This window comes from Streptomyces sp., assembly GCF_036566765.1.
GTDB lineage: Bacteria > Actinomycetota > Actinomycetes > Streptomycetales > Streptomycetaceae > Streptomyces.
The window spans coordinates 22377-35295 of the sequence record NZ_DATCVQ010000480.1; the positions used below are offsets into that span (position 1 = coordinate 22377).

The 12919-nt window shown below is 69.1% G+C and carries 7 protein-coding genes, 2 pseudogenes and 1 CRISPR repeat array; of the genes and pseudogenes, 4 read left to right on the plus strand and 5 right to left on the minus strand.

Annotation, left to right across the window (positions count from 1 at the left end; genetic code table 11):
- Positions 1–52 precede the first annotated feature (52 nt).
- The 3 genes from VIU94_RS28270 to VIU94_RS28280 form a co-directional block, all read right to left on the minus strand.
- Entirely contained in the window at positions 53–376 is a 324-nt protein-coding gene (locus VIU94_RS28270) for a hypothetical protein (RefSeq protein ID WP_331915448.1), read from the minus strand.
- Positions 377–1082: 706 nt separating this feature from the next.
- Positions 1083–1760: a CPCC family cysteine-rich protein gene (locus tag VIU94_RS28275; protein WP_331915450.1), complete on the minus strand. Its 678-nt coding sequence runs from the start codon at positions 1758–1760 to the stop codon at positions 1083–1085.
- Positions 1761–1910: 150 nt separating this feature from the next.
- The gene (locus VIU94_RS28280) at positions 1911–3050 is read right to left on the minus strand and encodes a hypothetical protein (protein ID WP_331915451.1); all 1140 of its coding nucleotides are present in this window, start codon (positions 3048–3050) and stop codon (positions 1911–1913) included.
- 671 nt (positions 3051–3721) lie between these two features.
- Between VIU94_RS28280 and VIU94_RS28285 the strand changes: the two are divergent.
- A pseudogene (locus VIU94_RS28285) lies at positions 3722–3850 on the plus strand (IS5/IS1182 family transposase); the annotation flags it as partial.
- A gap of 7 nt (positions 3851–3857) precedes the next feature.
- On the opposite strand, the gene VIU94_RS28290 reads toward VIU94_RS28285, so the two are convergent.
- Complete coding sequence (locus VIU94_RS28290; RefSeq protein WP_331915452.1) at positions 3858–4205, minus strand: hypothetical protein; 348 nt, start codon at positions 4203–4205, stop codon at positions 3858–3860.
- A gap of 387 nt (positions 4206–4592) precedes the next feature.
- On the opposite strand from VIU94_RS28290, the gene VIU94_RS28295 reads away from it, so the two are divergent.
- Complete coding sequence (locus tag VIU94_RS28295) at positions 4593–5912, plus strand: BamB-related PQQ repeat family beta-propellar protein (RefSeq protein ID WP_331915456.1); 1320 nt, start codon at positions 4593–4595, stop codon at positions 5910–5912.
- A 241-nt stretch (positions 5913–6153) separates the two neighbouring features.
- A CRISPR array of direct repeats spans positions 6154–7464; the repeat unit is 29 nt; unit sequence GGGACCATCCCCGCGGGTGCGGGGAGCAG.
- Positions 7465–7736: 272 nt separating this feature from the next.
- On the opposite strand, the gene mobF is transcribed toward VIU94_RS28295, so the two are convergent.
- Positions 7737–11714: a MobF family relaxase gene (gene mobF / locus VIU94_RS28300; protein WP_331915453.1), complete on the minus strand. Its 3978-nt coding sequence runs from the start codon at positions 11712–11714 to the stop codon at positions 7737–7739.
- Between the two features lie 190 nt (positions 11715–11904).
- Here mobF and VIU94_RS28305 point away from each other — a divergent pair.
- Positions 11905–12099: pseudogene (locus VIU94_RS28305) on the plus strand (Uma2 family endonuclease); the annotation flags it as partial.
- A gap of 208 nt (positions 12100–12307) precedes the next feature.
- Complete coding sequence (locus VIU94_RS28310) at positions 12308–12472, plus strand: hypothetical protein (RefSeq protein ID WP_331915454.1); 165 nt, start codon at positions 12308–12310, stop codon at positions 12470–12472.
- Positions 12473–12919 lie beyond the last annotated feature (447 nt).

The following is a 12919-nucleotide window of genomic DNA, read 5'->3' on the forward strand; positions in this document are numbered from 1 at the left end:
GCCGAAGATCGAGGAGTGGGTCGAACGCTCGCAGGGCACGGTGCGGGCCGTCTCATTTGGTGCTGGGTAGATTCCTTGACACGAGCACAGCGAGCTGGTGCAACCGCTGGCAGTACTGGGCTCCTACAAGGTCATTGATCTCAGGGATGACTCGGTCCAGGTCCTCGATGCGGCTCTGGAGGAGGATGCTGTTCTTCGAGTCGAGAGTGCCGCTGTTGTCGAGCCAACGAAGAACGCAGCCGGCGATGTCCAACTCGAGGAGCCACACATGTGTGCCCCGGAACGTGGCATGTCGCAAGCTGTCGGGGAAAGGCTCTTGGCGGAATTCCTGCCAGAGACGATCTGCGGTCTGCACCTGCTCAGTCGATTCGCTCACTTGAGCCGCTCCGCAACGATCACCGCGGACACACTCCTGCGCGCCTCGATCACCGCAGCCTCAGGACCGCGGGACAGGCGGCCGACAGCCCACAGTTCATCCCGGTGCTGGAGAAGATCCGGGTCCGACGCCCTAGTGTCCCCGGGGGCGGAGCAGTCACCTTGACCGGGCTAGATGGTGCTTGTAGGAGAGTTCTTCCTTGCAGACGACGAAGTCCGACCAGTGCTGGCAGGACCGCGCAAGAGCCACGATTCTCCCGCCGTGCCGTGTGACGGCATCTATCCGGATGACGCGGTTCTCAGGTGGCAGGTCCTGTTGACGGGGGCGGAGAGTCCGCTCAGACACCTGGTGCCCTTGGCCAACGACGGCTTATTCACCGTCTTCGCCATTCCGCAGCGACTCTGCATGGCTCTGGCCAGTGCAGGAATGGATCGACTCCGAACCACAGCCATGACGTGGGCTGAGACCGCCTCCGAGCCGGACGATGAGATTTCGCCCGACAGCGCGATACCTCCTTGAGTACCTGTCAGCCCTGGTCAGCAGCCGTACGGAGAGAGGTCTGAGCCTGTACTGCTGGTACTCCGCGCCCTGATCTGACCCCGTCAACGTGCCCATAGCTGCGGTCCCAACCTCGCCGGGCGGTGCCAGCGGCTGTCACCCTGGCACACCAGGGGTGACAGGCCGGACAGACCCTAGGCGGCCTCAGCTACCGGTCGTAGACGGCGCTGAAGCCTTGGGCTGTCTCCTCGTACCTGACCAATCGGTCGCGGAGTGCAGTCGCAGCCAGAGGTTCTCGCGCTTCCAACTCGGCCCAGTGGATGAAGCGCAGACTCCTGGGCATCTGGACGAGGCCGGTGATCGCATCCCAGAACGCGGCCCAGTTCATGCCGTAGAACCAAGGGAAGCCGAGTTCCCGTTTGAGGACCTCGTGCAGATCACGCTCACTGCGCACCGAACCGACGTCGATCACCACCTGGCGCTCCGAATCGAATGCCGGCTCCTCGGGGGCTCCCCAGAAGGAAGGGAGCCACCAGCACAGGACTGCCCGGTCCTCGGGCCAAGGACGGCGATCTTCATGCTCGGAATCCGCGAACAGATCCGTGGCCGGGTCGATCGGGCGCCACGCCGTGTCAAGAAGTTCGTCAGCCGCCGGAGGCCGGACGAACCTCCGTCCCCTTTGATCGCAGGCACCGTATGCCCGGAAATTCTGCTGGGCCTCGAGGAGCGAAACGCTGTTGGCTCCACGCGGCGTGACCGGCCAGCGGAGCTGGACAGGGTCGTCTTCCCAGTGGCAGACCGGGCAGATGGCGTAGGAACCGGGCCATCCGTCCTGGACATCGAAGACGAGATGGCCACAACAGGGGCAAGGGCGGCGGGTGTCCACTGCGCCAGTGTGGTCCGTGCTCCGGACGACAGCGACTCAGTTTCCTGGGAAACGATCACTTGCTGCATGGGAAGCAATCCTCATCCGGTGTCTTCCAGCGTTGGGAAGCCGCACCCGTAGACACCCCTCACCGCCTGCGGCCGCAGGGGGCTACCTCGCCTTGCCCCGCTTCGCAGCCGGCGCAGCCTGCCGGCGAGCCGCTGCCCCAGGCTCCGCATGCGCCAGCCGCTTGGCCGACTGCGACTCGGCAGGACTCACGGTCGACGACCGCGACCGGGCGGCCGCCGTGTCGACCCTGGGCCATCCCCCCGTGGGCGCCCCGCCAGACGGTCGACGCAGGACGTCGTGGGCCGCCTGCACGAGCCGCGAGCCGATCTGCGACCCAGGCCCGTGTTCCCAGGAGGTGTCTTTCATCAGCCCGGCAAGGTGCGCCTTGACCGGCTGGCCCTCGCTCTCCATCTTGGCCATCCGCGCGGCGACCAACGGCCACTGCCTCGCCATGACCATCAGGTCGGCCTCGCGCTCCCGGCCGGGCATCGCCTCCCGCACCATGCGCGCGAAGCGCTCGTTCTCCTTGGGCGAGATCGCCAGCTGCCCAAGCGCCCCTGCCCGGTCAGACAGGTCGAGATCCTTCGGGATGTCGAGCCCCGTCGTCATCGGCCCGTACGACACCATCGCGTCCCGACTCGTGGTCGGCGCCTCGCCCGCAGCGAGCACCTTCCCAACCGCCCGGTCGACCCCAAGGCCTTCGTCGTGCGCCGATGCGAGGATCTGACGCACGTCCACGCCACGTTCGTCCAGGCGCGCCATCGTCGCCACGATGTCCGGCCACGCCGGGGAGGACAGGATCGCCTCCCGCACCGGGCCCGCCGGCAGAGTCTCGCGCAGCACCTTCTCCCACTCACCCGTGCCTTCGCGGGCGACCCGCTCAAGGTTCGCTTCGACCGCATCCCGCACGGTCACGGCGATCTCACCGACGCGCGGCAGGAAGTCGGCCAGGTCCACGCCCGCGAGCTTGAGCGCCGAGAGCTGCTGTGCCATGTGCGGCCAGTCCGCGCTGGTCATCAAGGCCGTGGCGATGTCCCACGGGAGCGTGCTCTTGAGGTCACCAGCGGCTTCGGAGATGGCTACGTCAGCGAGTGGTTGTGCCCTGGCCACACCTGACCGCCGCTGCTCAGCTGCTCGGCGCGCCGCGTCAGCAATGTTCAATACCAGCTGTACCGCCATCGCGGCGGTCTGCGCCGCTTCGTCGGTCGCGTCTGCGAACGGTTCCCCCTGCGGTGTTGCCATCTGCTATCTCCCTCGTCGGTCAGCGAGCCGCGTCCACAGGCCATCGCCCTGATCGCGGCTGAGCGTCCTGAGCACCACCGCAGCGACTCACCCCCCGGCGTGCCGTAGTGAATCGGTAGCCGTTCGTGCTGCGGTGGCGCGCCAGCCACCCATGTAAGCATCTCGGCTGCAAACCCCGCCGACCAGAATGTCCAGGAACCCCTCCGAAGAACCGCCATCCAACAAGTCACGGGCCGGCGGATGACCAGCGCAGCCTGGCAGAGCAGCGGCAGAGGAGAATCGCAGCGCCCGTTCCAGGAAGTCGAACGGGCGCTGCACTCGCCACTTGGGACGAATCGGCAGTCCGTCAGCGCGTCTCCCCCTCTGCGTGTGCGCTCGACGTGGGTCTCCTCGGTTGGAGAATCACTGGGACGATGGGCGGGGCACGGCGGAAGCCGGGACGGCCAGGACCACACCGCGCTCTCCGACTCCGGCGCCTACTTCTCCTTCAGCAGGAACGGCCGCCCGAACCCGCCGGTCAGTGAGTCCCGAGTGGCGTGCGGGACCTGGTCAGCGATCACGTCGAGAGGTGTCATCCAGACGACTCCGGTGGTGCCCAGGGCGTGGGAGACGAGGCCAACAACGCGACCCGCCTGGTCAAGCACGGGCGCGCCGTCAGCAGAGCGGAGGAACGCCGCAACGAGGTCGAGCGCACGATCAACCGTCTCAAGAACTCCCGGGCCGTCGCCACCCGCTACGACAAGAGGGCCTATGTCTTCCACGGCACCGCGGCCGCGGTCCGGCTATCGCTCAAGGCATGAGCCCAACCTAGGCCGCCGTCTCCAGAGCGTCGGCCCGTCGATCAAGGTCGGCAGCGATGTCGTCCCAGTCAGGCCCGTGAAGATAGAGGCTCTCGGCTGCTGCTCGCATCAGCTCCGGCTCGTTCGGCCGCTGCAAGAGCACCAGCCGAAAGGCCAGATTCCGGATCCACACCGGCAGGTAACCGTCGCACACGTTCGGGCAGAGCTCGCGCAGCATGGTCAGGATCGACTCCGCGTCGGCAAACGTGAGCTCCTCGACGAAATAGTGCTCCCGATGTTCGCGGCCGCACTCCGGCGTCGGTTGGTACTCGTCTCCGTAGACGCACCGGGCGTGCTCTGTCAGCGAGCTGTGCATGCATCGGAGCCTATGCCGCCGTGATCCGCCGGACAGAACCTAGCTAGGCCCGGTAACGCAGCTGGCTGAGGAGATGGACTGTGCCTGCTCCACCGCCGACGCGAGCAACCACCGGCTCCGGCGGACGAAGTGGCTGCGTCTGAGGCCGGGAAGGGCAACACCGGCTACCCCCCGAGCCCCTGAGGACCGAAAAGCAAGACGAAATCCATCATCGGTGGAGGCGTCCCTTCGGGAGGGCGACAGACGAGCTGTCTTCCCGGTTCGCGTCGGGTACCCAGTCCGCGGACCCGATCCAGCTTCAAGCAAGCCGGCCAGAAGGTGATCAAGAAGTTCGTCACCTTAGAGTGATCATCTGATCTGGCGAAGATGGAGTCTCGCGTGAAGTCGATGTTCTTACAGAGTTGTTCAGCAGTCATGGCGACCGTGGCCTTGGCCGCCGTCACGGGCTGCACGCAAGGGCCAGACCGTCCCGCCGCGGCTCAGCAGACACCCGCCGAGGCACTGCCCGGCCCGACGCGCGTCGCGCACGATCCACCGGAGAAATTCGACCTTCAGGGTGGCGTCCGCATGCCATGGGAGGCATCTTCCGGCCTGATCAGCGTGGGCGGCACGTGGCTGGCCCGCAAGAAGATCCCGGTTGCCCTCCACCGAGAGACGGCGTACGTGGCCACACCCGACCGTGTCCTGGCCTTCGACACGACCAAGGGAGTCGTCAAGAACGTCATCAGGCCTGAGAGCGAACCACTGACCGAACTCGCACCTGACAACCGCAACGGTGCCGCACCGCCGGTAGTCACCGAGGGCAGCACCCCCCTGATGCTTGCTTCATTCCTCGTGCGACAGCCAGGGGAGGGAACCAAGGCCGCACGTGACCTCATCGAGGTCGTCGCGGCCGATGCCGGCACCGGCAAACTCACTTGGCGGCTGCCGTTGACGATGCCCGAAGGGGCGATGGAAGGCATGGACCCGAGTGTCGTCTCCGTCGTCGGTGCCTCAGGGCACGTGGCCGTCGTCACGGTCAGCAGCGACGACAACGTGATCTACTCCGCCAGCACGACCTACGGGATCGACCTCAGGACCCACCGCCTTCTGTGGACCCGGGACGAGTTCCAAGCCTCCGCAGTCACGGAAGGCATCGTGACGGGAGAGGTCCGCAACGAACCCTCGGACGACTACTCGTCAGCGGCCGGGTACGACTTGGCCACCGGTACCGAGCGGTGGCGTGGACCGGAGCGCCTCAACCTCGACCTGCATCCGGCTGGTCCGCACCTCGTCCAGGCTCGGGCACGCGACAAGTCCGACTCCAATATCAGGTACGAGCAGTTCCTCGACCCGAAGACCGGAGCTGTGAAGAAGAACGTTTCGAAGACTGCCACCGGGGCCAACTGTGATCACGACGGCGCACGCACCGTCGTCTGCGGCATCGGCGGTTCGGAGTCTCCCGTGACCGCTTTCGACGCCGTCTCCGGTGCCACCCTGTGGCAGCTGCCGGACGCGAACGCCGGCCGTATCGCACCGCGGGTGACCGCGGTGTGGCATGGGCGGGTCTACGGCGAGACGGACGACGGCGCCCTGAGCTTGGACGCCCGTACCGGAGCAGACGTGCCGACGCGGCCGGGCATCGCCCCAGACCTGGTCAACGAATACACCGGTGTCGCGCTCTCCCCTTCCACCGACGAGCTGACGGCCTACCCGACCATCAGCTGACTGCCCGGGACGCGGGGTGGGCTCACGACCGTGCCCGCCAACTTCATGGGTCGGTGAGCTGTCGCAGGCGTGTCGGACGGCCCCCCGCTCGTGCGGGGAACAGGGCACGCTCAAGAGCCGGGCCAGTCGCTCGCGGGGACCATCCCCGCGGGTGCGGGGAGCAGGCCGCGCAGCTCGTCGCCGCCCGCACCCAGATCCCGTTCGGCCAGCACCTCAACACCTACTCGTGCCGCTGCGGCTGGGGACCATCCCCGCGGGTGCGGGGAGCAGACTCCCTCGTCTGCGACGAACGGGAAGTACCTGGGACCATCCCCGCGGGTGCGGGGGAGCAGGGCTGGGAGCAGGTGGTGACGTACCCGGCCCGGGGACCATTCCCGCGGGTGCGGGGAGCAGCGCTTGCCGAGGATGGCGCGCTGGGTGGCCCGGGGACCATCCCCGCGGGTGCGGGGAGCAGGCGGTGACAATGTCGAAGCGGCTGTAGAGGATGGGACCATCCCCGCGGGTGCGGGGAGCAGAAGATCTTCAGCATGCATACCGATGTCGTGCAGGGACCATCCCCGCGGGTGCGGGGAGCAGCCTGCGTTCGCGAGCGCCGCGATGGTGCGCGGGGGACCATCCCCGCGGGTGCGGGGAGCAGTTGTTCGCATTGTCATTGCTCATGACGATTTCAGGACCATCCCCGCGGGTGCGGGGAGCAGTACATGGTCAGCGAACTGGGGCTGAACCCGGTGGGACCATCCCCGCGGGTGCGGGGAGCAGTGTGCAGTTCTCAAGCAACGACGTCTTGTGGCGGGACCATCCCCGCGGGTGCGGGGAGCAGACGGAGTTGTAGACGTGCGAGGTTGACGACGGGGGACCATCCCCGCGGGTGCGGGGAGCAGGCTCCTGCTGGCCGAGCGCCTTGGTGCGCACGGGGACCATCCCCGCGGGTGCGGGGAGCAGGTCGCTGCGGGGGATATCGCGCGGCACAAGCAGGGACCATCCCCGCGGGTGCGGGGAGCAGAAGCAGGCTCTGGAGGGCCGCGCCCGTGGAGCGGGACCATCCCCGCGGGTGCGGGGAGCAGGCGTCTTCGAGGTGGAGGTGGACTCCGACGCCGGGACCATCCCCGCGGGTGCGGGGAGCAGATCGGCGCGATGATCGCGACGCTCCTCGTCATGGGACCATCCCCGCGGGTGCGGGGAGCAGGGCAGATGAGTCGTTGCTCTGGCAGATGGTCAGGGACCATCCCCGCGGGTGCGGGGAGCAGGCTACGCGCCCCAATGCGATGTTGAAAACGATGGGACCATCCCCGCGGGTGCGGGGAGCAGTCAGGCGTCGCGGTCTCCCGAGACCGACGACGGGGACCATCCCCGCGGGTGCGGGGAGCAGGCTTATCCGACGCGATCACCTCCGCCGCTACCGGGACCATCCCCGCGGGTGCGGGGAGCAGAACCACCTCCGCGCTCTGGGCACCACCCTGTCGGGACCATCCCCGCGGGTGCGGGGAGCAGTCCGCGGCGGCCTGGAGGTCTTCGGCGTCGCGGGGACCATCCCCGCGGGTGCGGGGAGCAGACTGCGTGACCTGCGACTTTACGGCAGTAGGGGTTCGTTCCGCACCACTTTCACTGATCCCGACAAATGAGAAGGAAGCCCTATTCGGTGCATCAGAGCGTCCACAAGCAACGTCGCTTCGATGCTTCTCCAGCCCTGGCCTGACCCCTTTCTCGGACGCGGCAGTCAGTCACGGCTCCGCAACCGACCTACGGCGTCCCCATCGCCCGTTCCCCTTTCAGCGCACAACGAGCCCGACGGGCACGTCGCCGACCGCAGCAGCTCCCCGCGTGTCAGCGTCCGAAAGAGGGTCCCGTGCGGCCCTGGTCCGGCGGCTGGTAGCGGTAACCGGCCTGTGCCCTCCGGGCGTTCTCGCGGGTCTGGTTGGCAGCCCGCTGTCGGGCCTGCTTGAGATGTTCGGCGCGCTCCTGTGTCTCGCGGGCGTGCTGGGCGGGGGCTTCGGTGGCCATGCGGGAGCGCACGGTCCTCTCGTCCCGCAGTTTGTCCGCCATCGCGGCGTGACGCTGCGCTGCGGCACGCAATTCGGCGGCATGGCGTTCGGCCTGCTCGGCGTCTTCGGCAATGGCGCGGTTCGTGGTCCGCTCGATGTCCGGGAGCCGGTCGCGCATCGCCGCGAGCCGACGCTGCAGCTCGACGACGTCGCGCGGCGCTTGCCCGCGCGAGCCCTGCTCCTCGAACCAGTCGACGGTCTCGAGGTTGCCGATCGCGGCCCACGCCTCCCGCTGGGCGGCGGCTGCGGCGCGTCCGGCGTGGAGCAGTTCCTCGTGCGCCGCGGCCTCCTTGCGGGCGTACTCGGCGCTGAGCGCGATGGTCTCCTTGCGGCTGGTGCCAGCCAGGCGCAGCGCGAGGCGGGACCTGGTCTTCGCCTCCTCCAACTGCTGGCGGATCTCCTGCGCCTGCCGTACGGCCTCGCCCGCCGCGTGCTCCTTGGCCCGCTCCATGGCGGCGGTCGCGGCGAGTCGGTCGGCCTGGTCCAGGGCCTCGGCAGCCTTGCGGGCCCTAACCTGACCGGGCGTGACCGGGGCGGCCAGCGCCGCCCTCTTGGCCTCGGCCTGCCGGGTCAGGTCGGTCGCCAGGCGCTCGGCGCGGTGGGCCTTGTCCGTCCGGTCGGCGATCAGTGAGGTGAGGCGCCCGGTGGCGATGTGCCCGTACGGGCGGGCGTCCCATGCCTCGAACTCCGGCTCTTCGCGCCCAGCCATGTGCCCGAGGCGGGCCTGCTGCGGGACGGGCGCGGCTGGCGCTGCCTCGAGTTCGTCGGAGACCATGCGGTCGTCCCGGTCGTGCTCCAGTGAGTCGGCGTATGCGGCGACGGCGCGGTCCAGGAGCTCGTCCTGGCTGCGGGCGTCGCCGAGGCTCAGACGGACTTCGTCGCTCTCGAGGACGCCGGCCGGCAGCCACAGGTGGGTGGCTTGCCGGGCCCGGGAGAGGGCGGGGTACAGGGCGTGGGCGTCGGCGCCGACGCCGTAGACGAGCGCGTGGTCGGCGGTCAGTCCCTGCGCGGCGGCGATCGTCATGGCGTAGCCGTGCATGAGGGCGCCGTCGGCGATCTGGCCGGCGGGGATCCAGGCGCGCTCGAGCGTGTGTCCGCCGTCCTCGGCCGGTCGCCGCCACTCGACGGTGACGCCGTCCTTCGATGTGTGAGTGACCTGTCCGCGGTAGCCGTTGAGGATGTCGATGTCCCCGCCGCGCCGGGTCCGGTAGTCGTTGCGCTTGATCCGGACGATGTCGCCGGGCGCGAGCTCGAGACGTCCGCCGCCGGCCAGTGCGTAGGTGTGGCCTTCGCCGAGCTCGCCGGCCTTCTTGCGCAGTTCGCGCGCGCCGGCGTTGAGGACCTCGACGTCGGCGTTGCGGGCGGCGAGCACGACGAGGTCCTCGATCCGGTCGTGGACGTCGCCCTCCAGCCGGGCGACCGTGTCTTTCCACGCGCCGAGCATCGCGGCGTACGCCTCGTCGGGGGTGCGGACGGCGTGGACGCGGCCGTGCTCGGCGAGCATCGACAGTGCGGTGCGGCGTCCGCCGTCCAGCCATGCCTCGAGCGCGGCTCGCTCCCCTGCGTCCTTCTGGCGGCGGTTCTCGCTCAGCTCCAGGCCGTCGGCGATTTCCCAGGCCCGCTTGAAGCCGCCGCCGACGCCGATCGCCTTCAACTGGGCCCAGTCGCCGATCCCGACGACCTTCACGCCGTGCTCGGCGGCCGCCGTGAGCAGCTCGGCGACGTCGCGGTCGTCGATCATCGCGGCCTCGTCGAGGACCAGGACGTCGGTGTGCGCCATGCGGCGGCCGCCGGCCCGTACGTCCATGAGCCAGCTCGCCACTGTGGCGCTGGCGATGCCGGACTCGGCCTGCAGCAGGGACGCGGCGACCGCCGCGGTGGCGGCGCCTGCGACGCGGAGGCCGGCGGCCTCCCAGCCGATCCGAGTCGCCGACATGATGGTGGTCTTGCCGGTGCCCGCCTTGCCGCGCAGCACGTCGACGCCGTGCCTTCCTGTGAGGAACCGGATCGTGGCGGCGCGTTGCTCGTCGGACATCTCGAAGGGCCGCATCGGATCGGTGGTGCGCTGTGCCTCGAACGCGGAGACGGCGAGCTCTGCGGCATCCTGCGTGATCTGTGCGGTGCCTTCGTCGAGCCGGTCGGCGACCGTCTCGGCGATGGTCTGCTCGGCGGCGAGGATCGACGCGTGCGTATAGCGCCGGGAGTTGGTCAGATGCGTCATACCCTGCACAGGCAGAGAGACGGCCTGGCTGTCGACGGCGAGAACGGCGTCGGTGAGGGCCTCGGCGGCCGCGAGGTCGGCCACGCCGGCCGGGCACGCGTCGATGACGTGGGCCAGGACGTCCGCCCTCGTGACGGCCTTACGTGACTCGGTCAGTCCGCCTTCGCGACGCCAGACGAACGCAGCGACGTCCTCCGGCGACGGCATGACCGGACCGCCGCCCGGTCCAGTCACCGACGGCCCGTCGGGACCTCCAGGACCGGGGATCGCTCGGCGGATCATCGCATCGACGTCGTCGACGACCGCCTCCGCACGCGCCCGCCACGAGGCCCGCACATCGGCCTTCGTCACGAAGGTGTCCTTGCTCTCGGCCAGCCGACGGGCGACGAGCTTCTGCTCCCCCGTGCTCGCATTCGCGTCGGCCATGGCGACGATCTGCGCGCTGCGACGGGAGAACGCACGGCGCAGCCCCTCGTCGATGCCGACGACTTCCCACGCGCCCGTCTCCGCGTGCCGCTCCCACCGCATGCCGAACCGCTCTCCGGTCAACTGCCGCAGCCGGGCCTTCACCAGAGCGTCGGCGGCGTGAGCGTGGCGGTGGACGTCCCGGCCGCCTGCCCCTACGGTGCGCCACTTGCCGTCGGCCGCCAGGCCCAGGTTCGCGATGTTCGCGTGAACGTGCAGATGCGGATCTCCGGGTACGGGCCGCTCCCCCGGCTCGCCCTTCACCGGACGGGCCGAGTAGTGCACCGTCATCCAGCCGAGGAAGCCGGATACGTCGACCCGGTCGGCGATCTTGCCGCCTCCGTGCTCGCCGACCATCGCGTACGCAGCCCAGCTCTCCATCGCGGCGACCGTCTCACGGGCCGCTTCCAGGAACGTCTCGCGCAGCGCCTCGGCGAGCTCCTCGCCGGCCAGGGCGACGGCGACGCTGTACGACTTCGACAGGTCCAGCGTCACGTCGTAGCCCCGGGTGCCGACCCGTACCCGGGCGTCCGCGTGCGCCGCGGCCTCCGCCGCCTCACCCCCGCCGTACACCTGCTTCACGTCGACGCCGGCCGCCGCGGCGAGCGCCTCGACCTCCCGGAACGGAACCCGGTGCCGCTCCCCATCACGGTGCACGCCACGCAGGAGGCGCGCGAACCGCGCGGCGAGCCTGCCGCCGCCCAGCAATTCATCGACGCCCATGCCGCGCTCCGCCGCCACCGCCGTGACCGCCTCGGCCAGGGGCCGCGCGGGAAGCTTGCCTCGGGGATCCACGGCCACCTTCGGCACCACCAGCACCTGGCCGGTGAGCGGATGCCGACCGTCCATCAGCAGGCGCGCCTGCTCTGCGTCGACGCTCTCGCCGGCCACAAGACCGACATCCGCGAGACCGCCGCCGATCCACTCCAGATCCAGCGCGTCACCGAGGCGGTACTCGACCTGTCCGTCAGCCTCACCAACCGTCCCCTGGTGCTCCAGATCGCAGCCGCACTGGGCACTCAGCCGGTAGTCGACCTGAGCCATGTCGGGCCCCAGCGTCGTCACCCACGCCACCGGCCACTCCCCTCCCCCGTGCGCCTCGCGACCTCAAGATCTGTTCCCCGTATGGCGGCAGCCATACCTTGGTACTTCACAGATGCTTGTTCACAGATGCTTGATCAACTACGCCGCGGTGGCTTGGGCACTAACCCTCTGCGCCGCGTCTTGGAACCTCGCGAGCCAAAGATTCCGCGCGGAGGACTTCGTGTTGCGGAAGCGGTACGCCGAGTACCGCGCGCCGCTCCACCTCGTCGTCGACCGGCAGGAGCAGCGCGTCACCCTGTACTCCGAGCCGGGCCGGCTCGGCTACACCCGCGTCGACGGTCCGAGCCCGTTCGGCGCCCTGATCCGCCTGCCCGAGCCGTTCGAGTTGGACCTCGACACCAGCGATCTGGCCTGACACGGGTGATGTCTCGGGCTTAACAGGGGTGGCAAAGCATCGTGTTGTAGCCTCGTCCCCTGGCATGCCCATGATCGAGGAGTCCGGATTGTTCGGGTGGTTTCGGCGGAGGCCGAGCACAGCAAGGCCGCGGCGGGAGATAAGGCCGCACCGTGCAGATCTGCCGCCGTGGATGCGGCCATTGCCTGAGCGCGCCCGGATGCTGCCCGTGCCTGTCGAGGCTCAGCATGAGGCCTTCAAGCACATGCGGGCCCAGCGGCAGGTTCAGGCGGTCAAGGTGATCCGGGCGGCCACCGGCTACGGGCTTGAGGACGCGGTGGACGTGGCGGTCGCCTTGCTGGACGGGATCGAAGTTCCGGAGCCTCGCACCTAGCTAGGCGGTGTCTTCACATTTCACACCCACCTCGGGGGTGCGACGGTGACGGCGGCTTGGTAGGACGATGCCCCACCGTTGCGGGCGTCCCTAGAGTGGGCCGGACACGGGCGCTGAATGGGTAGGGATCATGGACGTGTTCGATGAGCTGGACGACGCTGGGCTCACGGATCTGTGCGTTGCCATGACCACCGACCAGCGCCGCCACGCGGCCACGTCTGAAGGCTGCGTGCGCCGCTGCTGATACTCAGGCTCGAGCCCGCGTGGGGCCTTCACCGCACGGTTGTGGAGCGCGTATTCCGCGCGATGATCCTTCCCCCGGGCGAGGAGGAGTCTCACCGCGCCTACACGCAGGCGGTTGCGGAAATGGTCAGCACACCGTTCTTCACCGACCCGGAGGAAGGTGAACTGGACAGCATCATCGCGGAGGTCCAGGTGGAGGCCATC